This window comes from Marinicauda algicola (assembly GCF_017161425.1).
GTDB classification, from domain to species: domain Bacteria; phylum Pseudomonadota; class Alphaproteobacteria; order Caulobacterales; family Maricaulaceae; genus Marinicauda; species Marinicauda algicola.
Genome location: NZ_CP071057.1, coordinates 3,262,015 through 3,284,379, shown reverse-complemented (window position 1 = coordinate 3,284,379; position 22,365 = coordinate 3,262,015). Strand labels below are relative to the sequence as shown.

The 22,365-nt window shown below is 64.2% G+C and carries 21 protein-coding genes; 12 read left to right on the top strand and 9 right to left on the bottom strand.

The genetic code is table 11. The features are described 5' to 3' along the window. The first annotated feature begins 26 nt into the window (after positions 1–26). Entirely contained in the window at positions 27–809 is a 783-nt protein-coding gene (gene cysQ / locus JW792_RS16115) for a 3'(2'),5'-bisphosphate nucleotidase CysQ (protein WP_135994786.1), read from the top strand. A gap of 72 nt (positions 810–881) precedes the next feature. On the opposite strand, the gene cysN is transcribed toward cysQ, so the two are convergent. From cysN to JW792_RS16090, 5 genes are all read right to left on the bottom strand, one after another. Then, entirely contained in the window at positions 882–2,777 is a 1,896-nt protein-coding gene (cysN, locus tag JW792_RS16110; RefSeq protein WP_135994787.1) for a sulfate adenylyltransferase subunit CysN, read from the bottom strand. Beyond that, positions 2,777–3,745, bottom strand: coding sequence for a sulfate adenylyltransferase subunit CysD (gene cysD / locus JW792_RS16105; RefSeq protein ID WP_135994788.1), 969 nt, complete (start codon positions 3,743–3,745; stop codon positions 2,777–2,779). Before cysD ends, cysN begins: the two co-directional genes overlap by 1 nt. A gap of 99 nt (positions 3,746–3,844) precedes the next feature. Next, the gene (locus JW792_RS16100; RefSeq protein WP_135994789.1) at positions 3,845–4,837 is read right to left on the bottom strand and encodes a glycosyltransferase family 2 protein; all 993 of its coding nucleotides are present in this window, start codon (positions 4,835–4,837) and stop codon (positions 3,845–3,847) included. Between the two features lie 4 nt (positions 4,838–4,841). Beyond that, positions 4,842–5,969: a DegT/DnrJ/EryC1/StrS family aminotransferase gene (locus tag JW792_RS16095; RefSeq protein ID WP_135994790.1), complete on the bottom strand. Its 1,128-nt coding sequence runs from the start codon at positions 5,967–5,969 to the stop codon at positions 4,842–4,844. A gap of 333 nt (positions 5,970–6,302) precedes the next feature. Then, entirely contained in the window at positions 6,303–7,334 is a 1,032-nt protein-coding gene (locus tag JW792_RS16090) for a glycosyltransferase family 2 protein (protein ID WP_135994791.1), read from the bottom strand. 135 nt (positions 7,335–7,469) lie between these two features. On the opposite strand from JW792_RS16090, the gene JW792_RS16085 reads away from it, so the two are divergent. The 6 genes from JW792_RS16085 to JW792_RS16060 all read left to right on the top strand — a co-directional run bounded on the left by JW792_RS16085 (position 7,470) and on the right by JW792_RS16060 (position 12,086). Further along, on the top strand, positions 7,470–8,531 hold the full coding sequence (locus tag JW792_RS16085) for a glycosyltransferase family 2 protein (RefSeq protein WP_135994792.1): 1,062 nt from the start codon (positions 7,470–7,472) through the stop codon (positions 8,529–8,531). Between the two features lie 50 nt (positions 8,532–8,581). Further along, positions 8,582–8,887, top strand: a complete 306-nt coding sequence (locus tag JW792_RS16080; RefSeq protein ID WP_135994793.1) for an acyl carrier protein — start codon at positions 8,582–8,584, stop codon at positions 8,885–8,887. After that, positions 8,884–9,582 (top strand): SDR family NAD(P)-dependent oxidoreductase, encoded by a 699-nt coding sequence (locus JW792_RS16075; protein ID WP_135994794.1) that lies wholly within the window; start codon positions 8,884–8,886, stop codon positions 9,580–9,582. The genes JW792_RS16080 and JW792_RS16075 overlap by 4 nt, the downstream gene beginning before the upstream one ends. A 2-nt stretch (positions 9,583–9,584) precedes the next feature. Further along, complete coding sequence (locus JW792_RS16070) at positions 9,585–10,886, top strand: class I adenylate-forming enzyme family protein (protein WP_135994795.1); 1,302 nt, start codon at positions 9,585–9,587, stop codon at positions 10,884–10,886. Between the two features lie 2 nt (positions 10,887–10,888). After that, positions 10,889–11,656: a hypothetical protein gene (locus JW792_RS16065; RefSeq protein WP_135994796.1), complete on the top strand. Its 768-nt coding sequence runs from the start codon at positions 10,889–10,891 to the stop codon at positions 11,654–11,656. Between the two features lie 91 nt (positions 11,657–11,747). Beyond that, positions 11,748–12,086, top strand: a complete 339-nt coding sequence (locus JW792_RS16060) for a GtrA family protein (RefSeq protein WP_158291535.1) — start codon at positions 11,748–11,750, stop codon at positions 12,084–12,086. 19 nt (positions 12,087–12,105) lie between these two features. Here the strand turns inward: JW792_RS16060 and rffA are convergent, their stop codons facing one another. Beyond that, positions 12,106–13,236, bottom strand: a complete 1,131-nt coding sequence (rffA, locus tag JW792_RS16055; protein WP_135994798.1) for a dTDP-4-amino-4,6-dideoxygalactose transaminase — start codon at positions 13,234–13,236, stop codon at positions 12,106–12,108. Positions 13,237–13,426: 190 nt separating this feature from the next. Further along, positions 13,427–14,713, bottom strand: a complete 1,287-nt coding sequence (locus JW792_RS16050) for a 2OG-Fe(II) oxygenase (RefSeq protein WP_135994799.1) — start codon at positions 14,711–14,713, stop codon at positions 13,427–13,429. 257 nt (positions 14,714–14,970) lie between these two features. Between JW792_RS16050 and JW792_RS16045 the strand changes: the two genes are divergently transcribed. The 5 genes from JW792_RS16045 (at position 14,971) to JW792_RS16025 (ending at position 20,181) form a co-directional block, all read left to right on the top strand. Continuing rightward, entirely contained in the window at positions 14,971–16,587 is a 1,617-nt protein-coding gene (locus JW792_RS16045) for a hypothetical protein (protein WP_135994800.1), read from the top strand. 174 nt (positions 16,588–16,761) lie between these two features. Beyond that, complete coding sequence (locus tag JW792_RS16040; RefSeq protein WP_206340831.1) at positions 16,762–17,736, top strand: GHMP family kinase ATP-binding protein; 975 nt, start codon at positions 16,762–16,764, stop codon at positions 17,734–17,736. Continuing rightward, positions 17,721–18,458, top strand: a complete 738-nt coding sequence (locus JW792_RS16035) for a nucleotidyltransferase family protein (RefSeq protein ID WP_158291536.1) — start codon at positions 17,721–17,723, stop codon at positions 18,456–18,458. Before JW792_RS16040 ends, JW792_RS16035 begins: the two co-directional genes overlap by 16 nt. Further along, the gene (locus JW792_RS16030) at positions 18,455–19,651 is read left to right on the top strand and encodes an AGE family epimerase/isomerase (protein ID WP_135994803.1); all 1,197 of its coding nucleotides are present in this window, start codon (positions 18,455–18,457) and stop codon (positions 19,649–19,651) included. Before JW792_RS16035 ends, JW792_RS16030 begins: the two co-directional genes overlap by 4 nt. Further along, complete coding sequence (locus tag JW792_RS16025) at positions 19,648–20,181, top strand: D-glycero-alpha-D-manno-heptose-1,7-bisphosphate 7-phosphatase (RefSeq protein ID WP_135994804.1); 534 nt, start codon at positions 19,648–19,650, stop codon at positions 20,179–20,181. The genes JW792_RS16030 and JW792_RS16025 overlap by 4 nt, the downstream gene beginning before the upstream one ends. On the opposite strand, the gene JW792_RS16020 is transcribed toward JW792_RS16025, so the two are convergent. Next, on the bottom strand, positions 20,178–21,545 hold the full coding sequence (locus JW792_RS16020) for an ABC transporter ATP-binding protein (RefSeq protein WP_135994805.1): 1,368 nt from the start codon (positions 21,543–21,545) through the stop codon (positions 20,178–20,180). The genes JW792_RS16025 and JW792_RS16020 overlap by 4 nt on opposite strands. Next, complete coding sequence (locus tag JW792_RS16015) at positions 21,532–22,323, bottom strand: ABC transporter permease (protein ID WP_158291537.1); 792 nt, start codon at positions 22,321–22,323, stop codon at positions 21,532–21,534. Before JW792_RS16015 ends, JW792_RS16020 begins: the two co-directional genes overlap by 14 nt. Positions 22,324–22,365: the final 42 nt, after the last annotated feature.

The window sequence follows — 22,365 nt, the reverse complement described above, 5'->3', positions numbered from 1 at the left end:
GTCGAGGCTCGAGGGAACCCGGCAGGATGAGGGATACCGATCATATCGCGCGCCGCTTCGCGGCGATCTGCGCACGCGCCGGCGTCCCGGTGATGGAGGTCTACGCCCGGCCCTTCACCGTCGGACAGAAGGCCGACAACTCCCTGGTCACCGAAGCCGACGAGCGCGCCGAGACGTTGATCCTCGAGGCCCTCGCGCGCGATTTCCCCGGCGTTCCGGTCCTCGCCGAGGAAAGCTTCGCCGCCGGACTGCGCCCGCTCATCGACGGCGATTTCCTCCTCGTCGATCCGGTCGACGGGACCAAGGAATTCATCAGCAAGAACGGCGAGTTCACGATCAATATCGCGCTCGTCTCCGGCCGCCGCCCGGTGGCGGGCTGCGTCTATGCGCCCGCGCTCGAGCGAATCTATCTCGGGGACCGCGAAGCCTGGGCCGGCGGATTGAAGCCGGGGGGCCAATTCGACCTGCGCGCCCTGTCGCCCATCTCGACGCGCTCGCCGCGCGAGGGCAAGAAAGTGGCGGTCATGAGCCGATCGCACGCCGATGACACGACGCGCGCCTTTGCCGAGGCGCAAGGCGTTACCGACACCGTCAGCGCGGGCTCTTCGCTGAAATTCTGCCTGCTCGCCGAGGGCAAGGCGGACATCTACCCGCGCTTCGCCCCTACCCGGGAATGGGATACCGGTGCCGGCCACGCGGTGCTCAACGCCGCCGGGGGGCGGGTGACCGATCCCGACGGCAGGGATTTCCTCTACGGCAAGGTCGAGGCCGACTATCTCAACGGCCCCTTCGTCGCCTGGGCGCGATAGAGCCCTTCACGGTGAAGAAGCGGCCGCCGCAATGACGCCGGCCGGTCACGCCGTGCTCCCCGATCTCTGCGATCAGCCCAGGCGGCCGGTGCGGCGAAGCTCCGCGATGACCCGGTCGGCGGCCTCCTCGGCCGAGATGTCCGCCGTCTGCACCCGCAGTTCGGGGTTCTCGGGCGCCTCGTAGGGGCTGTCGAAGCCCGTGAAGTTCTTGATCTCGCCGGCCTGGGCCTTCTTGTACAGCCCCTTCGGGTCGCGGGCGATGCACACCTCGAGCGGGGCATCCACGAACACCTCGATGAACTCGCTGTCCTCGACGAGCTCGCGAACCATGCGCCGCTCCGAGCGGAAGGGGGATATGAAGGAGCAGGTGACGATCAGACCGGCATCGACGAACAGGCGTGCGACTTCGCCGATACGGCGTATGTTCTCCACCCGGTCGGCATCGGTGAAGCCGAGGTCCTTGTTGAGGCCGTGGCGCACATTGTCGCCGTCGAGCGAATAGGTGTGGAACCCCGCCTCGGTGAGCTTGCGCTCCACGAGGTTGGCGATCGTCGACTTGCCCGCTCCGGACAGGCCGGTGAACCAGAGAATGGCCGGCTTCTGGTGCTTGATCTCGGCCCGGCGCGCCTTGGTGATGTCCATCGCGTGGGTGTGGATGTTCGTCGCCCGGCGCAGGCCGAACTCGATCATCCCCGCCCCGACCGTGAGATTCGTGTACCGGTCGATCAGGATGAAGGCCCCGGTCTCGCGAATTCCCTTGTACGGATCGAAGACCAGCGGGCGCGAGGTGGACAGGTTGCAGAAGCCGATCTCGTTGAGGCCGAGCTTGCGCCCGGGCGCACGGTCGTAGGTGTTGACGTCCACCTTGTGCTTCAGCGCCGTAATGGAAACCGGGGTCGTCTGTGCACCCGACTTCAGCAGGTAGGAGCGGCCGGGCAGCATCTCCTCGTCGTGCATCCAAAGGATCTCGGCGGCGAACTGCGAGGCGACTTCGGGACGCTCCTCGATGCCGGCGAGCATGTCGCCGCGCGCGATGTCGATCTCGCGGTCGAGGACGATGGTGACGGCATCGCCCGCAGAGGCCTCGTTCAGGTCCTCGTCGGCGGTCACGATGCGCTTGACGTGCGCCTTGATGCCGCTGGACGCGACGACCACCGCATCGCCGGTACGGATCATGCCTGCCGCGATCGTGCCGGAAAAGCCGCGGAAATCGAGATTGGGCCGGTTGACCCACTGCACCGGGAACCGGAACGGCTTGCCGTGCGCATCGTCCTCGGCCTCGACCTCCTCGAGATGCTCCAGCAGGGTCGGGCCGTCATGCCAGCCGAGGTTCGGCGATCGCGAGGTGACATTGTCGCCGTAGCGCGCCGACATCGGGATCGGGGTGATGGACTGGAACCCCAGCCCCTCGGCGGTCTTCAGATACTCCGCCACGATCTCGTGGAAGCGCGTGCGCGACCAGCCTGCGAGATCCATCTTGTTGACCGCCAGCACGACATGGCGGATGCCCATCATGTGCGCGATATAGGTGTGGCGCAGGGTCTGGACGAAAACGCCCTTGCGTGCATCGACCAGGATGATGGCCAGGTCCGCCGTGGAGGCGCCGGTGGCCATGTTGCGCGTGTACTGCTCGTGGCCCGGCGTGTCGGCGACCACGAACTTGCGCTTCTCGGTATTGAAGAAACGGTAGGCGACATCGATCGTGATGCCCTGCTCGCGCTCGGCCTCCAGCCCGTCGAGCAGAAGCGCGAAATCGATCTCCTCCCCCGCCGTGCCGTGCTTGCGGCTGTCCTTTTCCAGGGTCGCGATCTGGTCCTCGAAGATCAGCTTGGAATCGTAGAGCAGGCGACCGATGAGCGTCGACTTTCCGTCATCGACCGAGCCGCACGTGATGAAGCGCAGCACCCCCCGGTCGCCCGACCGGGTCAGGCGCTCGACCAGCTGCTCGCGCGTTTCCTGGACCCGCATCAGAAATACCCCTCGCGCTTCTTCTTCTCCATCGACCCGGACTCGTCGTGGTCGATCAGCCGGCCCGAGCGTTCCGAGGTGCGGGCGGTAAGCATCTCCATGACGATATCCTCCAGCGTCGTGGCCGAGGACTCGATCGCCGCGGTCAGCGGATAGCAGCCGAGTGTGCGGAACCGGATCATGCGGGGCTGCGGCACCTCGCCGGGCTGGAGCCGGTAGCGCTCGTCATCGACCATGAAGAGCTGCCCGCCGCGTTCCACCGTCGGCCGCTGCGCCGCGAAATAGAGCGGCACGATCGGGATGTCCTCTTCCAGGATGTACTGCCAGATGTCGAGTTCGGTCCAGTTCGACAGCGGGAAGACCCGGATGCTCTCGCCAGGCTTGATGCGCGTATTGTAGGTGCGCCACAGCTCCGGGCGCTGGTTGCGCGGGTCCCAGCCGTGATGGGCGTCGCGGAAGGAGAATATCCGCTCCTTGGCGCGCGACTTCTCCTCGTCGCGGCGCGCCCCGCCGAACGCGGCATCGTAGCGGTGCGTGTTCATCGCATTGCGCAGCGCCTCGGTCTTCATCACCTGGGTGTGCAGGCTGGAGCCGGAATCGAACGGATTGATGCCGCGCGCCAGCCCGTCCTGATTGATCTCGACGCGCAGCTCGAGGCCGAGCTCCTTCGCGAGCGCATCGCGATAGGCGATCATGTCGCGGAACTTCCAGGTGGTGTCGACATGCTGCAGCGGGAAGGGCGGGCGCGAGGGATAGAAGGCTTTCAGCGCGAGATGCAGCATCACGGCGGAATCCTTGCCGATCGAGTAGAGCATCACCGGACGCTGAAACTCGGCCGCGACCTCGCGCATGATGAAGATGGATTCCGCTTCGAGTTCGCGCAGATGGGCGGAAAGCGGGCGTGAACGGCCCGGCGGAGTCTTGAACCGCTCCGCATAGGCGCGGATCGTGGATTGGACTTCGGTCATGCGGCCCTCGGCAGCGTTCTCCGCAGAGGTGCTAGTCGCGCGCACGAGCGAATGCAAACCAGGAATGCTTCTCGAAACATGAAGCAAACCTTGCCCGGCCTAGCGCGGATGGCGGATGTGCGGGGAGCGCGTGAACAGACGCAACGGATTCCAGGCCATCATCCGCGCGACGGCGAGCATCCCGGTCCGGCGCCGGGCCTGGATCTCGCGCCGCTTCTCCATCAGCCGCGGCCATGCAGCGAAACCGTCGCGCATCGCCCGGCCGAACAGCATGAACTGTCCGTGGCGGATCGCCGAGAGCCACAGGGCGAACGTGGCAAGCAGGTGCACCGGCGCGAGGAGGATCAGCAGCGGCCAGGGCATGTTCTTGAAGAAGGTCCACAGCCTGTTGCGGGCACCGTGATAGGCCGCGAACTCCGATCGACGCCCGGATGACCCGTAGCCGATGTGCTCGACGACGGCGTCGCGCACCTGGACCGCCCTATGACCGAGGAGGCGTGCGCGGAAGGCGAGATCGACGTCCTCGACGTAACAGAAATAGTCCTCGTCGAACCCGCCGAGGTCCTCGAAGAGATCGCGACGGATCAACATTGCAGCCCCGCAGGCCGCGAAGGTCTCGCCTTCGGGCGGCGGCTCCATCTCGCGCCCGTAACCCGCCCGGTAGGGCAGGCCGCTCGCATGATAGACATCCCCCGCCCCGTCGAGCACGCCCGGAGCGCCATAGGCGCGCTGGGTGCAGCCGAACATCGCCGCGTCCGGCCAGCGGGTCGTCGCGGCGAGCATTTGCTCCAGCCAGTCCGGCTCGGGAAAGGCATCGGGATTGAGCAGGACGAGCCAGTCGCCGGTCGACTCGCGCGCGAGCCGGTTGTTTCCCGGCGCAAAGCCGAGATTGGTCTCGCTCTCGATCAGGCGCGCGCCTTCGGGCAGCTGATCGGCGCTGACGCGCTCTCCGTCCGGCGAGCCGTTCTCGAGGACCAGAATCTCGGCCCGCCGCACCGTCTGGGCCGCGAGCGCTGAACTGACACGCCCGATCGTCTCGCGGCTGCGATAGCAGACGATCAGGACCGACAGCCGGACATCGGGCTCGGCCACGGCCCTAGCCGAGCGTGGCGCGCACCGCGTCGATGACGCGCTGCTGGCGCTCGCCGCCGAGATAGCCGTCCATGGGCAGGGACACCACGCGCTCCGCGGCGGCTTCGGTCACCGGCAGGCCGCCCGGAGCCTTCGGGAAACGCGCATAGGGCGGCTGCATGTGGAGAGGGCGCGGATAGTAGACGGCGGTGGGCACGCCCTGGTCGGCGAGCGCCTTGCGGAAGGCGTCGCGGCTTTCAACCTCGATCGTGTACTGCGCCCAGACCGAACGCCCGCCCTCGATCACCGTGTGCGGCTTCACGATCCCGGCAAAGCCGTCCGCATACCGGTCGGCCGCCTCATTGCGCTTGTCGATCTCGTCCTCGAAGACCTCCATCTTCGCAAGCAGGATGGCCGCCTGGATCGTGTCGAGCCGGGAGTTGAGCCCGATGCGGGCATATTCGTAGCGGTCCGCCCCCTCGCCGTGGATGTGCAGCGACTTGATGAGCGCATGAGTGGCATCGTCGCGTACGAGGATCGCGCCGCCATCGCCGTAACAGCCGAGCGGCTTGGCCGGATAGAAGCTGATCGTGGTCGCGTCCGCCCACTGAATGGGGTGCTCGCCGTGCAGGGTGCAGCCGAAGCCCTGCGCGGAATCGGCGATCAGTCGCAGCCCGTGGCGGCGCGCGACGGTCGAGATCGCGACATAGTCCGCCGGCTGGCCGAACAGGTCGACGGCGATGACCGCGGCGGGTTCGAGTTCGCCCTGCGCGCGCACATGCTCGATCGCCGCGTCCAGAGAAGCGGGATCCATGCAGTAGGTGTCCGGGTCGATATCGACGAAGACCGGGGAGGCGCCGATCAGGGCGACGACCTCGGCGGTCGAGGCGAAGGTGAAGCTCGGCACGAACACCGCGTGGCCGGGCTTCACGCCCCAGGCCAGCAGCGGCAGCAGGATCGCATCAGTCCCGTTCGCGCAGGCGATCGCATGGGGCGCGCGGCCGAAATCGCGCAGACGCTGTTCGAGTTCGCTCACCTCCGGGCCGAGGATATAGCGTCCTTCTTCCAGGACCCTGGCGATGCGGGCATCGAGATCGTCCTTGATGCGCGCGCGCTGGGCGGCGAGGTCGATGAAGGGGATCATGTCCAGCATAGAAACGGTCCTGTCCGGCTGGGCGGCGAAATCTGCGATCCGGCTTAAATCGGGACGCCGTACTTCACAAAGTCACGAATGGTTTCGCTTTTCTTCGGTCACAGAACTTGCGAGGTACACCGGACGATCCATATTGGCGCCCTTGTGCACACCGACATGGCAGGCGATCAACTGCACGGCGGCGGCCGCACTCACGCACCGGCGAAATCCTCCCCGCCCGGCAGCACGACGCACGGCCCGACGACGCCGTCGCGCGCGCGTCTTTTTCAAGGAGCGCCGTTGTGCACCAGATGCCGTCGGCCGGCGCCGCGCACATCCAGGTCACACGATCTTTCAGACTGCTTCATCCGGCGCGCCGCTGGCCAGGTCAATGGGAAGCCGGCGCAGATCCATGGCCCCGCGCACCAGCACGACCGGGCTCCAGCTCATGGCCGAGGCGATGCGCAGCGTGCTCGCGACGCGGGCGCGCTGGCGCTCGCGCCTGACGGCCATCACCCGGTTCCAGTCCGACAGGCCGTCATTCAGCGCGGCCAGGAACGCCCGTCCCCGACCGCGGCGCACGGCGCTGAGCAGCTGGACCCCCGTCGCGGCCGCATGAAGCGGCGCGGTCAGCAGCAGGAGGGCAAGCGGGGTATTCTGCAGATAGGTCCACAGCCGGTTGCGAACACCGTGATGGAAGGCGAAGTGCCAGCTGCCCTCACTCGAGGCCGAGCCGACATGGCGCACGCGCGCGCCGGCGAGCTGGATCACGCGTTCGCCCGCCAGGCGCGCCTTGTAGCCGAGATCGACATCCTCGCAGTAGCAGAAAAAGGCCTCGTCGAACCCGCCCAGCGCGAGAAATAGATCGCGCTCGATCAGCATCGCGGCTCCGCATGCGGAGAACACGGTGGCGTCGGCCTGCGGTGCGTCCTCAACTGGCGCGCCGTAACCGCCGCGCCAGGGAAATCCGATCGCGTGATAGACATCGCCCGCCCCGTCGAGCTTGCCGGGATCGTCCGCGCTGTACTGCAGCGAGCCGAAGACGCGATCTGTCGGATAGCGCGCGATCGCGGCCTCGAGCGCCTCGATCCAGTCCGGCTCCGCAAAGGCGTCGGGATTGAGCAAGGCAATCCAGGGCGAGCGCGCGCGGCGGGCCGCCAGGTTGTTCGCGCCGGCGAAGCCGAGATTGTCCGGGCTGTCGATATAGGTGATGTCCGGGCCGAGATCGTCCGGGTCCACCCGCTTGTCCGGCGCCGAGCCGTTCTCGACCAGGATGATCTCGGCCGGTGCGCGCGTCTGCACCCTCAGCGCAGTCAGGCAAGCCCCGATCTGGGCCCGGCTGTTGTAGGCGATGATGATGACCGCGATTTTCGGACGCGATGGCATTGATTGATCCGGCCTGAAATTCAATCTTCTCGGACCGAAATTGTCCCGTCGGGCTCAACAGTCGGCGCGGCTTGCACAGCCTCGTCTTTATTATTACGAACGAGCCACGGGAAGAGGGCTGATCCAGCAATAGCGATGACGACACACCTGAAAGCGCCGCATGTGCCCGCCTGCGAGCCGGACGTCCATGCGGCCGAAATCGCCGTTATTGTTCCGGTCTACAAGGGCGAGGCGTTCGTGACCGAACTCTGTTCGCGTCTGCATCGCACATTGTCGGACCTGACCGCCGATTATCAGATCGTGTTGGTCGACGACCGCAGCCCCGACGGCAGCTGGCCACTGATCGAACAGGAGGCGGCCAAGGATGCTCGCGTCCTCGGCGTGCGCCTGAGCCGCAATTTCGGTCAGCATCCGGCCATCTCGGCCGGCATCGCCCATGCCCGGGCGAAATGGTATGTGGTGATGGATTGCGACCTTCAGGATCCGCCCGAAGCGATCGCAGATCTTTATGCTCACGCAGTGGAGACGGAGACAGATTGCGTCATCGCGGAACGCGAAAGCTCCGGCCTCGGTGCGGGCAGAAACATTGGATCGGCGATCTTCAACGCGATCCTCCGATGGGCGTCGGGCCTCAATGTCTCGAACAAGTACGGCAACTTTCGCATCATCTCGGCCCGGGTCGCTTTTGCATTCCGGCAATATCCCGAACAATTGCGCCTGTTCCCCGCCATCATGAGCCAGGTCGGTTTCGACACCCGCTATCTGATCTTGCCCAGGCAGCAGCGTGCCGTCGGGAAATCCTCCTACAATCTTGCGAAACTCGGTCGTCTCGCGCTCGAGACCATCGTCGCCTATTCGGAAAAGCCGCTCTGGTGGATGATCGGGCTGGGCCTTGTCGTGTGCGCGCTCAGCTTCCTGTTCGGTCTGAGCGTCGTCGTGAACGCGCTCCTCAACGGAACGGCCGTTCCCGGATACGCCACCCTGGCAAGCCTGCTCGCCTTCCTCGGGGGCATCCAGATCTTCCTGGTCAGCCTGGTCGGCCTCTATGTCGGGCGTGCACTCGCCGAGGCAAAACGCCGTCCGATCTTCATCGTCGACATCTTGGCCACTGGGCGGGAGGGGGGGCGAACGACGCGCGACCGGAAACGACGCTTTAGAATGGCAGAAACAAATGATAAGAGCGGCTTTGACGGTTGAAGGATCGATCGTCCCTCTGAAATTGAAACTTGGAGCCGATGGAGCACTAGATGACCATTTCCCGTAAAAACCTGATTGAAAAAATCAAAGCGGAGATTGCGGATCTGTCCGACGTCGCAGCGGGTAACATCACTCAGGATACGGCGCTCATCGGGGACGACGCCCCAATTGACTCTGGCGCGCTGGTGGAACTTATGCTCTCTCTGGAAGAATACCTGGACGAAGAGCACGGGATAGATTTCGACTGGACGAGCGACCAGACGCTCTCCTCTTCGCGTAGCGCCTATCGCTCGATTGCTACGCTCGCCGACGTGATCGTGAAATCGGCGCAGAATCAAAGCGAGGCGGCGCAATGACGCGTACGCTCATCGTCACCGGTGCCTCGAAAGGACTGGGTGCTCACGTTTCGCGCCGCGCGATCGAGGAAGGATACCGCGTTGTCGGCCTGGCGCGGAATTTTGACGACACTCATAAATTCTCTGACCATTTCGAGCCGGTCGTTTGCGATGTGACCGACCCGGAACGACTGCGGGAAGTCGCGAAATCGAAACGAAGAGACGATGAAATCTACGGCGTGATCAATTGTGCCGGTGTGGCCTCCATGAACCTCGCCGTGAGCACCCCCGCCTCCACGATAGATAAGCTGATCAATACGAACCTGCTGGGGACGATCCACAGCTCGATCCAGTTCGGAAAACTCCTTGCGAGAAAGAAACGCGGCCGAATCATCAATTTCTCGACGATCGCGGTGGCGCTATCCTTGAAGGGGGAGTCCATCTACGTGGCGTCGAAAGCGGGCGTCGAGGGATTTTCCCGGACGTTCGCGAGAGAAATGGCCGACTTCAATGTGACGGTGAACTGCATCGCGCCGGGGCCGATCGATACGCAACTGATTGCCGGTGTGCCAAAGGCCTCGATCAACAAGATCGTCGAACAGCAGATTATCCCGCGCAAGGCCAAGCCCGAGGATGTCTGGAAAGTCATTTCGATGTTGCTGGACGATCGCAGCGACATGATCACGGGCGAAATTCTGAACCTGGGTGGAGCTTAACGATGAACCTGCTTGAAGATATTCGTAGATCGCGCGGTTCGGAGGACGTGCCCTTCCTAGTCGATGGCGAGCATTCCTACCGCTTCGCCGACATCGAGCAGGCTTCGAGCGCGGGACTCGAAGAAGTGCGTCGAGGTGATGTCGTTGCCCTCGTTGGCGATTTCGATCCTGACAACATAAAGCTGATGCTCCAGCTCATCGACCGCGGAGCGATCTATACCCCTCTGACGGCTGCGACACGCGCCGATCACGAATACTATTTCGACGCAGCCAAGGTCGATATTGTCATCGAGAATGGTATCGCGCGCAGGCTGCGCGAGCGCCAGGATGCGCACCCGATGCTGGAGGAAGTTCGCGCGAGCGGCGCGTCCGGGCTCATTCTGTTTTCTTCCGGGACGACTGGCAGACCGAAGGCGATCCTGCACAATTTCGAAACCTTCCTGCGGAAGTTCCGTACGCCTCGTCCGGCACTCAGAACGCTGAATTTCCTGCTTTTCGATCACATTGGCGGGATAAACACGCTGCTTCACACGCTCTACAACAGCGGCGTGACGGTCATCCCCTCCAACCGCAGCCCAACCGGCGTCATCGCGGACATCCGCCACAACGAGGTGGAGCTGCTTCCCACGACGCCGACCTTCCTTCGAATGCTTCTGCTGTCTGGGGCGCTCGAGGATGGGGTCCCGCCTTCGCTGAAGGTGGTCACCTACGGCACCGAGCGCATGGACCAGAACACGCTCGACCGGCTTTGCGAAATCGCTCCCGACGTCGACTTCCGCCAGACCTTCGGAATGTCGGAACTTGGAATCCTCCGCGTGAAGTCTCGGGCGCGAGACAGCCTCTGGATGAAGATCGGTGGCGAGGGCGTGGAGACGAAAGTCGTCGACGGCATTCTCAAGATCCGGTCCGCCAACAGGATGATCGGCTATCTCAACGCTCCCAGTCCGTTCGACGAGGAGGGCTGGTACGATACGAAGGACCGCGTCGATGTCGACGGCGAGTACATCAAGGTGGTCGGACGGGCCTCCGATCTCATCAATGTCGGCGGACTAAAGGTTCTGCCCTCTGAGATCGAGCGCGCCGCCCTCGAGCATCCCGACATCCTGCTGGCATCGGCAAAGGGCAAGCCCAATCCGATCACCGGACAGCATATCGAGCTGACTTGCCAGGTTCGCGAAGGCGCCGACCTCGACAGGAAGGCGCTCAAGGCCTTCCTAGCCGACCGGCTTCCCGAGCACGCCCGGCCTCACCGGATTGTGTTCGACAGCGTCGGCGTCAACCATCGCTTTAAACGCATGGGCTGAGAATGGACAGCAGCGGCGAGCTCGAGGGCTGGGAGTGGAGCGATCCGAGCTGGGACCCGGCCACTCTAGGCCTGACAACCCGCGAACTCACGCTGCCCGGCGCGCCTTTCGTCCCCGACGCCGCGTCTCTGAAAGAGTTCGACGCGCTGTGCCGGCGCGACGGCATCGACCTTGCCGTGGCGCGGGTCGACGCCGACCGGCAAGCTGCCGCCGGGCGGTTGCAGGGATCAGGCTGGCATTATGTCGAAACAGCAATGGATTTCGCGCTGCGCCGGCTCGCTAAGTGGACACCGGACAGATCGGTCGATCGGCCTCTGGCGCTGCAGGAGGCGACGGCCGGCGACCAGGCCAAACTCGAAGCCATTTGCGACACGGTCTTCAATCATGGCCGCTTCTTCGAGGACCCCCGGATCGAGCGCGACAGAGCGCGCGCACGCCAGCGCGGCTGGGTGCGCGGGGCGATCGAGGCCGCAATGCCGGTCGTCGTCCACAAGGACGCATCCGGCGACATACTCTGCTTCATGGTTTACGAGAGCACCGGCCCGGACGAGGTCTCTCTCCAACTGGGCGGCAGCGCGCAAGGCTATGGCTTCCTGACCGCCATATTCATCGCCAACCTTCTGAAGGACCTAAAGGAACAGGGCGTGAAACGCGTCACCGCAAGGGTGTCCGCGGCCAATATCGGCATCATCAATTGCTATACGACGCTGGATTTCTCACTGACTCGGACCCTGGTCGGATTTCACAAGCATTATCTCGCAGAACGCTGAGCGCCTCCTCGACATGCCCCCTTTTATAACGTTTCTGCTGGCGTCGTTACGGTCCTCGGGACGCAAATTCTTTCGCTATATCGCCGTCGGCTTGATCAGCAATCTTCTGCTGTACTTGCTGTATCTGCTGATGACGCGTTTCAGCGTCGCCCCCGAACTGAGCTCGGCAGCTGCATTCCTGCTCGGTGCTAGCGGCACCTATATCGCCAATCGTGGCTGGTCATTCGAGAGCAAGCTGAGCCACACGGTCGCAGCACCAAGGTATTTTCTGGTTTATTGCGTTGGCCTCGGCGTACAAATCGTCATGCTCTCCGCCACATATCGCGGACTCGGCATTCCGCACGAAATCAGTCAGCTCGCCGCAATGATCACTGCGGCCGGCACCATCTTCACGCTGCTCAACTTCTGGGTATTTGGTCCGGCCAAATAGCCAGGCTCGCCCGGCCGGCTTATTTACCGAGAGATTCCAGCGCGGCTTCGATGATCCGGTCCTGATGCTCCTTGACGCCGAAAAAGACCGGCAGCCGGACCAGGCGCGCGCTGATGGAGTCGGTGACATCCATCGTGCCGTGGGTCCGGCCGAGCTTCTTGCCGGCCGGCGCCGAATGGAGCGGCACATAGTGGAACGGGGCCAGTATGCCGGCCGCCTTCATCGCCGCGATGAAGGCGTCGCGGGCCTCCGGCGTCTCGAGGATGAGATAGAACATGTGCCCGTTGGCTTCGCAGTGCTCGGGCACGAAGGGCAGGCGGACCTTGCCGTCTCGTGCCAGCGGCGCGAAGGCCTCGGCGTAGGCCGCGCAGACCTCGAGCCGGTAGCGCGTCGTCGCCTCGGCCTGCTCGAACTGGGCGAGCAGATAGGCGGCGATCAGTTCGCTCGGCAGGTAGGAGGAGCCCAGGTCGACCCAGGTATATTTGTCCACGGCGCCGCGGAAGAACTGTTTGCGGTTCGTCCCCTTCTCGCGAAGGATTTCCGCGCGCGTCATCAGGCTCTCGTGGCGCACCAGGAGCGCGCCGCCCTCGCCGGACAATATGTTCTTCGTTTCGTGGAAGCTGAAGGCGGCGGCGTCGCCGAGCAGGCCGGCCTTGCGCCCGCGATAGGTGGAGAGGAAGGCCTGTGCCGCGTCCTCGATCACGAACAGATTATGGCGCTCCGCGATGTCGTTGATCGCGTCCATCTCCGCGCAGACGCCGGCATAGTGGACGGGAAGGATCGCCTTGGTCCGCTCGGTGACCGCATCCTCGATCAGGCGCTCGTCGATATTGAGCGTGTCCTCGCGGATGTCGACGAAGACCGGGGTCGCGCCGCGCAGGGCGACCGCATTGGCCGTCGAAACGAAGGTGTAGGACGGAAGGATCGCCTCGTCGCCCGGCTCCAGGCGCGCCAGCAGCGCCCCCATCTCCAGCGCGCCGGTGCACGAATGGGTCAGAAGCGCGTGGCCGCCGATGGTCTTCTCGAGCCAGGCATGGCACTTCTTGGTGAAGGGTCCGTCCCCCGACAGGTGGGAACTCCGGATGGCCTGGCTGATATATTCGAGTTCGAGACCAACCGGGGCCGGCACATTGAAGGGGATGTGAACCATGAGTTCAATTTCCTGGAATACCGCCGCGGTGGCCACGCGGCACCCTATCTATATCGCGTCCCGAAGCCAGTGAAGCCGCGATCTCTAAGAAGCGGCATCGCACCGCAGATAGGCCCGCCCGCTCCGCTGCCGGCACCGCACCCGCGTCTGCATTCACGGGTGCGGTGCCTTCACGGATGGTTCCCTGGCCTCAGGTGAGCGACAGAACCTCGACGCTGTCGAGGACCGCGGAGAGTTCGCGCACGTCCTTGTCGCTTGCGCGCTGCGCGCCCGGGGCCTCGAGGCGGACATCGAAGGGTTCACGCCTGAGTTCGGAAAACTCGACCGTGCACTCCGAGAAGCCGCCGCCGGCCTCGAACGAGCGGGTGATGCCGTCTACGGTAAGCGTGAAAGCCAGGGGCTCGCTTCCTTCCGGCTTCCACAGCTTCACCGTGACGCCGGACGCCGGGCGCCGCGGCCTGATGGTGCAGGAGAACTCCTTGCCGAGCCATCCGTCCGTATAGACCGGCGCGCCGACCTCGACGAGCGTGGCATAGCCGAGCAGCGGCACGTTCGACATCTTGCAGCGCTCTTTGAGTTGCTCGCGAAGCTCGTCGATAACCCGGGAGAACTGCAGCTCCCGCTTGTAGAGATTGCGCAGATACTCGTGCCGGCGAGCGATGTTCGCGTCGATTTCCGCGACGTCTTGCTCGGTCAGGGTGTGGCCGGCCTTGATGTGCTTTGGCAGCGGCAGCTGGACGTAGACCGTGCCGTGCTCGGGCGCGGCATCCGGACGCGTCGGGGTATAGAGATAGATCGTGAAGCTCTTGCGGCTGCGACGGCGCTCGTCTTCGGGCAGGTCGACCGGCGTCACGGAGTGCCAGCTGCTCTCGGTCGTTTCGAACACGACGCAGCGATTGAATTCCGGGGCGATGGCCGTGACCTGATCGTTCTTGAGATCCCAGGGATCGGAATGCAGCGCAATCGCGCCGTTCCATTCCGGCTTCCAGTCCTTGTTCAGATAGACGATCGCGTTCAGCCGGCGATGATAACCGGTCTTCGGGTGAATGTTGAAATCGTAATGGGGATCGAGGCCGGCGGTGTGGAAATTCTCGTGCGTGCCCGCGCCGTAATACCACGGATCGTACTTCAGATCGGGGATCCCCGTGATCGCCGTCATCAGCTGGAGAAACTCCTCCGTCTGGATGTACTGGTCCACGACGGGGTAGATGCCCTTGAGCTTGGAGACGTCGGAACGGACCGATTTGGGGTTCGGCGCGCCGAACTCGTTCAGCAGCTTTTCCGGCTCCTTCTCCGCCGGGAAGTCGGCGAGCATGGCCTCGGCCACTTCCGGCTTGAAGAAATTATCGATCACGACATGCTGGAAGGGCTCCGCCGAAGCGAACTTGCGGTGAAGCGCCTGCGTGTCCGCCTTCACGCGTTCGTTGACGAGGCTGTCTATGACTGAAACTTGAGCGTCGCGACGATCGGCACGCATGGCTTACCCCCTTTTTGCAGGCCCCTGCCGTAGACCGCGAATGGCTGCTTGCTTGGCGCCAGGCCGCGATGTCTTACGGCGTCCTTTTCCATGCTGACCCTTATATGATTTGTACGTTTGCTTGCAATGTGCAAAACCATGTTGGCATCGTTCTGCCGCGTCACTAGACATCGCGGCTGGACAAGGACGGGGGCGTCGCTTTTTATTTCGGCTCTGGAATATGAAGCGAAGCGCCGAACGCCGCCGGTAATCGCGGCGTGCCGGCGCTCGCGCCGGCTGCCTCGACCGCACGACTGGGGGATGGTGTGACTTCGTTTGACGTACGCCGCGAAAAGCTCGTCGAAATCTACGATCTCGCGCATGGCTCGGTACGCAAGGTCACGGACAATGTGCTCGCGCGAAGAGCATTTTCGGCCATCCTGTTCGGGCTGCTCGCGCTCATCGCGGCCAATGCGCTGGTGTTCGGCGCGCTGCACACCAACCCGCTGCCGACCGAAGACAGCTGGTATTTCATCCGGTCGATCCTGTTTCCGTATTACGAGGGGAGCCTGCGGTTCATCGACCTGTTCGCGCACCGCGGCGGAGGCGATTATTCGCAGCCCATTCACCGCTTGCTGCTGCTGATAAGTGCGGAGAACTTCCAGCTCGATTTCAGGTTCGAATTCTTCGTCGGCTATGCCGCCCTGCTCCTGATCCCGTGCCTGGCGGCCTGGGCGCTCTACGTGTCGAACAAGCACAGGGGATCGAACACGATCGGCGTCTGCGCGCTGCTGATATTCGCCGTGACGCTGTCGCTGAGCAGCCTGAACATATACACGTGGTCGCTCGTGATGCTCGGGTACATCAACACCCTGTTTGCGTTTTCCATCCTCTTCCTGATCTTTTTCGTCAATCGCGACGGCATTGCCTGGCGGGTTGTGCTCGCGCTCCTGTTCTGCGCCGCCGCGCTCGTCATGGATTCCTCGGCGATCGTGCTGTTTCTGTCGGCCGCCCTGGCGATCGCGATGCGTGATCTTCCCGATTATCGCCGCGCCGCGCTCAACATCGCGGCACCGGCAATCGGACTGATCCTCGGCGTCGTGGCGCTGAACGCGATCACCTCCGCCCTCTCGCTGCCCAATACCACGGCAGGCCTCGATATTGGCGGCGCTCTGAAGTTGATCCTGTCATCGGAGCTTCTGACGATCTTGAAGGCGATCCTGTCGGGCACATTCGTATCCTACGACCTCGCGGAATATCTCGCACCGGGAAATCCGGATGCCTACCTGGTCCCGTTCGCCTTTCTGGCCGGCGCCCTGCATATCGGCTTCTGGGTCGTCTACGTGTTTTTCACGCGCTTTCGCCGCATGCCGGCCTCCCAAGCCGCGCTGCTTCACTACGCGGCCGCCATCATGCTCTTCGTTTACGGCCTGGTGGCAGGGATGATCCTGACGCGCACTCCGATCTACGGGGCCGGCTACATGTTCCAGCCACGCTATGCGGCCGTTTACCAGCTCGCGATCATTCCTGTCGCTTTCGCATTCTATGCGGCGGTGCGCGGATTCAACTGGCGTCCGGCGCGCCACAGCCTAACGATCGTGCTCACCCTTCTGACGGCCGGGACCGCGCTTCTCCAGCTGGAGGCCTCCGAGCGCGCCTGGGCCGTGGGAGGCTATGTGAACGTGTTCATCAAGAACCAGGCCGAGCAGATGGCGGTGATCGATGCCTCCCCCAACCTGCTTCCGCCCGGGGACTGCATCCACACGGTCGCTCCGTTCTGCGGGCTCGCGCCGGAAGAGCGGCGCAGGCTGATCGAGCTCATGCGGGCGCAGGATCTTTCGATCTATTCCGACCGGTTCCGCCGGGATCATCGTCTTTTCGTGGACATCGAGTAGGATTCACGGGCATGCCAGGCGGCGGGTTCGGCGGCTTCGCCGAAGACTGTCCTTTCCCTGGACGAGCCGATACGCGCTTTCGCTTTCGAGACAGACCGGAGGAATGGCATGAATTCGAGATCGGTTCGCTCCCGCGCCCCGCTACGGCTTGGCTTCGGAGGCGGGGGAACAGACGTGTCGCCGTATTGCGACGAGTTCGGCGGGCTGGTGCTGAACGCCGCGATCAACCGCTTCTGCCACGTCACCATCGAGCCCCGCCAGGACGGGCTCCTGCTCCTGCATTCAGCCGACATGGGAAACCGGTGGGAGGGCGCCGCACCCGAATTTCTCGGTCCGGAATCGGGCGCACCCACGTTGATGCGAGGGGTCTATAACCGGATCGTCAAGGACTATCGCGACGGCGAGCCTATGGCGCTGTCCATCACCAGCTATGCCGATGCTCCGGCGGGCTCGGGCCTTGGCACCTCCTCTTCGATGGTGATTGCGCTCCTCGCAGCCTTCTCCGAGCTGCTGAGTCTTCCGCTCGGGCCTTACGACCTTGCGCGGCTGGCCTACGAGATCGAACGCGTCGATCTGGGCCTGTCCGGCGGGCGGCAAGATCAATACGCAGCCGCGTTCGGCGGCTTCAATTACATGGAGTTCTACGCCGGCGAGCACACGCTGGTGAACCAGCTGCGCCTGCGGCGCAGGACGGTGCTCGAGCTGGAAAGTTCGCTGGTCATCTACTTCACCGGCGTGTCGCGGGAGTCGGCCCGTATCATCGAGCAACAGAAAGACAGCGTGAAGAGCCACGGCGGACAGCGCTTCGAAGCAATGCACAGGCTGAAGGACGGCGCGATCCGCATGAAGGAGGCCCTGCTTCTCGGACGGATCAGCGAACTCGCGCGTCTTCTGGACGAGAGCTGGCAGCACAAGAAGCAGACGTCCGACAAGATTTCCACCGGCCATATCGACGAGATTTACGAAGCCGCCATCAAGGCTGGGGCCCTCGGCGGGAAGGTGTCCGGCGCCGGCGGGGGAGGCTTCATGATGTTCCTGGTCGATCCGGTCTGCCGCGAAGCCTTCATCCGCGTCCTGTCGGGCTATAATGGCAAAGCCGAGCTCTGCAATTTCTGGCCCGAGGGAGCTGAATCTTGGACGATAGGCTGAAAGCCGAGACGGGCGCGTCCGAGGCAGTGGTCCTGGCCGGCGGGCTGGGCACGCGCCTGCGCGCGAGCGTGCCCGACCTTCCCAAGCCGCTCGCACCCGTCGCCGGGCGCCCCTTCCTGGAATACCTGCTGGTCAAGCTGAAGTCGGAGGGGGTGCGGCGCGTCATCCTCTCGGTGGGCTATCGTCACGAAGCGATCGTCGATCATTTCGGTTCGGCCTGGAACGGGCTCGACCTTGTCTACGCGGTCGAGGAGTCGCCGCTGGGGACCGGGGGCGCCCTCGCGCTGGCGCTCGAAAAAGCGCAGAGAGAACACGTGCTGGCGATGAACGGCGACACGCTCGTCGATGCCGATTTCCGCGCCCTGTGCGCGCGGCGTGCGGCGGCCGGCGCCCCTTTTGCGATGCTCGTGAGAGAGATAGAGGACTCCGGCCGGTTCGGCGTCTGCCAGGTCGAGGACGGCCGCCTGACCGGCTTCGCGCCGGGATTGCCGGGAGAGCCCGGCTGGATCAATGCCGGTGTCTATTGCCTGGCCAGTGACTTCCTCTCCAGGATGGCTCTGAAGATCCCGTGCAGTTTCGAAGCGGACATACTCCCGGCCGCGCTCGACCGGCACACGCTCGTAGTCGAGCCGACCCGCGCGCCCTTCATCGATATCGGGGTTCCGGAGTCTTACGCACATGCCCAGAATTTCATTCCCGAAATGGCGCGGAGATACTCATGACGGCCACGATTGAACACGCGGGAACGGCCACCTTGCCGTTCGACGAGGTGCGTCGCTGGGTCTTCCAGGACGCGCTGCCGCTCTGGAGCACGACCGGGTTCGACAGCCGCGCCGGGGTGTTCCGGGAACGCCTGGCTCTGGACGGCTCGATCGAGGACCCCGGGTTCCGGCGCATCCGCGTGATCGCCCGGCAGATCTACGTCTTCTCCCATGCCGCCACGATCGGCTTCGCGCCCGAGGGCCTGGCCTGCGCGGAACGCAGCTTTGCCTACCTCGCCGACCGCGCCTGGCTCGGGCCAGACAAGGGCTGGGCCCGCCGCCTGACCCTGGCCGGTGAGGTGGAAGACGGAACGGCGGACCTGTACGACCTTGCCTTCGTGCTGTTCGCGCTGGCCTGGCTGGTGCGCGCAGGCGCGGGCGGGCAGCGTGCGCGCGACCTGCTCACGGCGACGCATAACTTCCTGCTCTCGCGCATGCGCCATCCGGACGGCTACGGCTTTCTGGAAGCCGCCGACGCGGACCGGACGCTGCGCGAGCAGAACCCGCACATGCATGTCCTGGAATCCCTGGTTGCCGCGGCCCAGGCGACCGGAGAAAGACGCTTCATCGACAGCGCCGCGCAAGTCGTCGACCTGTTCCGGTCCCGGATTCTCGATCCGCAAACGGGGGCGCTGCGTGAATTCTTCGGACCGCAATGGAGCCACAGGATCGACGAGACGGGACGCCTGACCGAACCCGGCCACCAGATGGAGTGGGTCTGGCTGCTGAATCAGTACGAACAGGTCTCCGGCGAAGACATGAGCGGCCCAATCGACCTGCTATTCGGATTCGCCGACCGGTACGGCATCGATCAGGAGACCGGTCTGACCTATGACGGCGTGCGCGACGACGGCGCCGTGGTCAAGCCGACCTTCCGGTCCTGGCCGCAGACCGAGACGCTGAAGGCGCTCCTGGCGCGGTTCGAGCGGACCGGTGAGTTCGACATCGCCCGCATGACGGCGGTCCTGTCGAACATCCGCGAGCACTATCTCGACCGCACACCGGCCGGGATCTGGTTCGATCAGCTCGATGGCGAGCGCAGACCGGTGAGCGCCTTCACGCCGGCCAGCACCCTCTATCACGTCTTTCTAGCGTACGCGGAGTTCCTGCGCCTCGAGCCGTCACTCCGCAAAGCGGCGAGCGCCCTGCGTTGACCGGACGATCGGCCATCTTCCTCGACCGCGACGGCGTTCTGAACGTCGATCATGGATATACGCACGATCCGGCCTCGCTGCAGTGGCAACCCGGCGCGCGCGAGGCCATGGCCCTCATCAAGCAAGCCGGATACCTGGCCATCGTCGTGACGAACCAGGCCGGCATCGGGCGCGGCTATTACACCGAGGCGCAGATGCATGCCTTCCACGAGGCGATGAACCGCGACCTCGCGCGGCACGGCTGTGCGATCGATGCGTTCTACTTCTGCGCCTATCACCCCGAGGCATCACGGCCCGAGTTCCGCCATCGCGATCATCCCGACCGCAAACCGAACCCCGGCATGATCCTGAAGGCCATCGCAGACTGGGGCATCGATCCGGCTCGAAGCCTGCTCATCGGCGATCGCGACACCGACGTGACCGCAGCCCGGCGCGCCGGGGTCGCCGGTCATATCTACCAGGGCGGCCGGCTGGACGACCTGATTCGCGGCCTGCTGCCGGGCCGGCCTGCAAGCGGCTCCGGCCGCTAGCCTGCCGAATTGCCCGCGCGAAGTTCGATCCGCGCCATCGGAATGCCGACGAGGCTGTTGCGGAAGTGGGCGGCCTCGACCTTGAGGAACAAGGCGTCGTCCATCCAGTATTGCGTGACGTGCTCCATCTGCGTCCCCGTTGCGATCGCGGCATTGAAGGCGTAATCGCCGGTCGGCAGGTAAGGCAGCCTGAACTGGAACTCGGCTTCGAAGGCCTCGCCCTTCGCGACCGATACCGGATCGTTCGCCGTCGTCAGGAAGGTGTTGTCGCCGAACAGATACTGGCCGAGCTTGTTCTTCAGGTAGAAGCCGAGAATGATCCGGGAGAGGTCCTTTTCGGCACGACCCGAGATTCGCAGGATGACGTCTTCGCCGCCCAGAGCGCTGTGAAGGCGCTTGCCGTCGAGCGACAGCAGGACGACATCCTCGATCGTGGCGCCACCCGCGCCGTAATGGGCGGAGTCCGGATCGAACTCGAACACCTCGATCCGGTTTCGCTTGTCGGAATCGCGCAGGATCTGGTCGCGCACGTCGTTGTGCGCTTCGGGAAATCTTTTCGGCGGCCGGCGGCGCTCGCCCTTGATCCTGAACCCCTCCTCGCCGGAGGCCTCCTCGGCCAGCGCCGCCAGAAAGTGCTGCGTGACCTCGGCGGCCTCTCCGTAGGCGCGCACATACCCGCTTTCGAGCCAGAGGGCGCGCTGGCACAGACTGGTCACCGTCGACGCGTCGTGGGAGACGAAAAGAAGCGCGCCGGTCTGCGTAAATCTGCGGATGAAGCGCATGCATTTCTGCTGGAAGGCGGCATCGCCGACCGCCAGCACTTCGTCGACGATCAGTATGTCCGCCTTGGCGTGCGCCGCGATCGCGAATCCCAGCCGCGCCATCATGCCGCTGGAATAGGTCTTCACCGGCTGATCGATGAAATCGCCGATCTCCGCGAAGGCGATGATGCTGTCGAAAGCGTCTCTGACTTCGCTCCGGGTCATGCCCAGGATCGATGCGGCCAGCTCGATATTCTCACGCCCGGTGAAATTGGGATCGAGACCTGCGCCCAGATCGAGCAGCGCCGCGACACGGCCATTGACCTCGATCTCGCCTTCGGTCGGGTTGGCAAGGCCGGCGATCATGCGCAGCAGCGTCGACTTGCCCGCGCCATTGCGCCCGATGATCGCCACCGCTTCGCCGCGCCGGACGGTGAAGTCCACCTCGCGCACGGCCCAGAAGCCGTCCTTGCCCGTGTCGGCAGAACCGCCCGCCTTGCCGGCCAGCCGGGCCAGAAACCCAGGACGGCCCTGAGCGCGGGCCTTGATGTCGTATCGCTTACCGAGCCCTTTCGCGTCGATCAGAAGATCAGAGTCGGTCATCAAAGCCTCTCTTGAGTGCGAGAAACGCCCCAGCGCCGATCCCCATCACGAGGACGCTGCAGACGGTGTGCAGCATGGTCAGCATCACCCCGGCGCCCTCGGTTCCGAACAGCGCCGCGCGCATGTTGAGCACGGGTATCGTCAGCGGGTTGAACAGGAGCGCGTCACGCATGGATTCTGGAACATTCTCTAGGGAATAGAAGATCGGGCAAAGAAAAAGCAAGGCCATGGAAACCGGACCGATCAGATGAACGAGGTCGCGCACGTAAACTCCGCCCGCCGCGAGCAACAGCACGAGGCCGAGCACCAGCGGAAGCATCGGCAACGCCGCGGGAACGGCCAGAACGCCGGTCCAGCTGCCCGGCCAGAACACGACCAGATAGGCCACCAGGATCACTAACGCGTTGAGCACGAAGCCGATCAGCGCGACGAGAAATGCGCTCAAGGGCGGCACTTCCGGCGGGACCGCCGTTCGGCAGATGAGCCCCGCATTGGCGACGATCGCGGAGGGCGCGCGGGTGATCGCTTCTGAAACGAAGCTGTGCGTGGCAAGGCCCACGAAGAGGATCACGGCGAAGGCGGAGCGGGACTCGATCTCGATATTCGGCCAGCGTGCCTGGAAAATCACGCTGAAGACGAATGCGAACATCACCAGCATGATCACCGGCACGGCGACGAGCCAGATCAGGCCGAGAAAACTGAATCGGTAACGCCCCTCGATCTCGCGGCTCGAGAAGGAGACCACCAGTTCCAGTGTCCGCGAGAACCTTCTGAACATTCCACTCTTCCTAAGACCGAAGCGAAAGGGCACGGGCCCGGC

Coding starts and splice junctions, on each gene's coding strand:
- cysQ (WP_135994786.1), top strand. CDS start 27: ATGAGGGATACCGATCATATCGCGCGCCGCTTCGCGGCGATCTGCGCA.
- cysN (WP_135994787.1), bottom strand. CDS start 2,777: ATGCGGGTCCAGGAAACGCGCGAGCAGCTGGTCGAGCGCCTGACCCGG.
- cysD (WP_135994788.1), bottom strand. CDS start 3,745: ATGACCGAAGTCCAATCCACGATCCGCGCCTATGCGGAGCGGTTCAAG.
- JW792_RS16095 (WP_135994790.1), bottom strand. CDS start 5,969: ATGCTGGACATGATCCCCTTCATCGACCTCGCCGCCCAGCGCGCGCGC.
- JW792_RS16090 (WP_135994791.1), bottom strand. CDS start 7,334: ATGCCATCGCGTCCGAAAATCGCGGTCATCATCATCGCCTACAACAGC.
- JW792_RS16085 (WP_135994792.1), top strand. CDS start 7,470: ATGACGACACACCTGAAAGCGCCGCATGTGCCCGCCTGCGAGCCGGAC.
- JW792_RS16080 (WP_135994793.1), top strand. CDS start 8,582: ATGACCATTTCCCGTAAAAACCTGATTGAAAAAATCAAAGCGGAGATT.
- JW792_RS16075 (WP_135994794.1), top strand. CDS start 8,884: ATGACGCGTACGCTCATCGTCACCGGTGCCTCGAAAGGACTGGGTGCT.
- JW792_RS16070 (WP_135994795.1), top strand. CDS start 9,585: ATGAACCTGCTTGAAGATATTCGTAGATCGCGCGGTTCGGAGGACGTG.
- JW792_RS16065 (WP_135994796.1), top strand. CDS start 10,889: ATGGACAGCAGCGGCGAGCTCGAGGGCTGGGAGTGGAGCGATCCGAGC.
- rffA (WP_135994798.1), bottom strand. CDS start 13,236: ATGGTTCACATCCCCTTCAATGTGCCGGCCCCGGTTGGTCTCGAACTC.
- JW792_RS16050 (WP_135994799.1), bottom strand. CDS start 14,713: ATGCGTGCCGATCGTCGCGACGCTCAAGTTTCAGTCATAGACAGCCTC.
- JW792_RS16030 (WP_135994803.1), top strand. CDS start 18,455: ATGACGGCCACGATTGAACACGCGGGAACGGCCACCTTGCCGTTCGAC.
- JW792_RS16020 (WP_135994805.1), bottom strand. CDS start 21,545: ATGACCGACTCTGATCTTCTGATCGACGCGAAAGGGCTCGGTAAGCGA.
- JW792_RS16015 (WP_158291537.1), bottom strand. CDS start 22,323: ATGTTCAGAAGGTTCTCGCGGACACTGGAACTGGTGGTCTCCTTCTCG.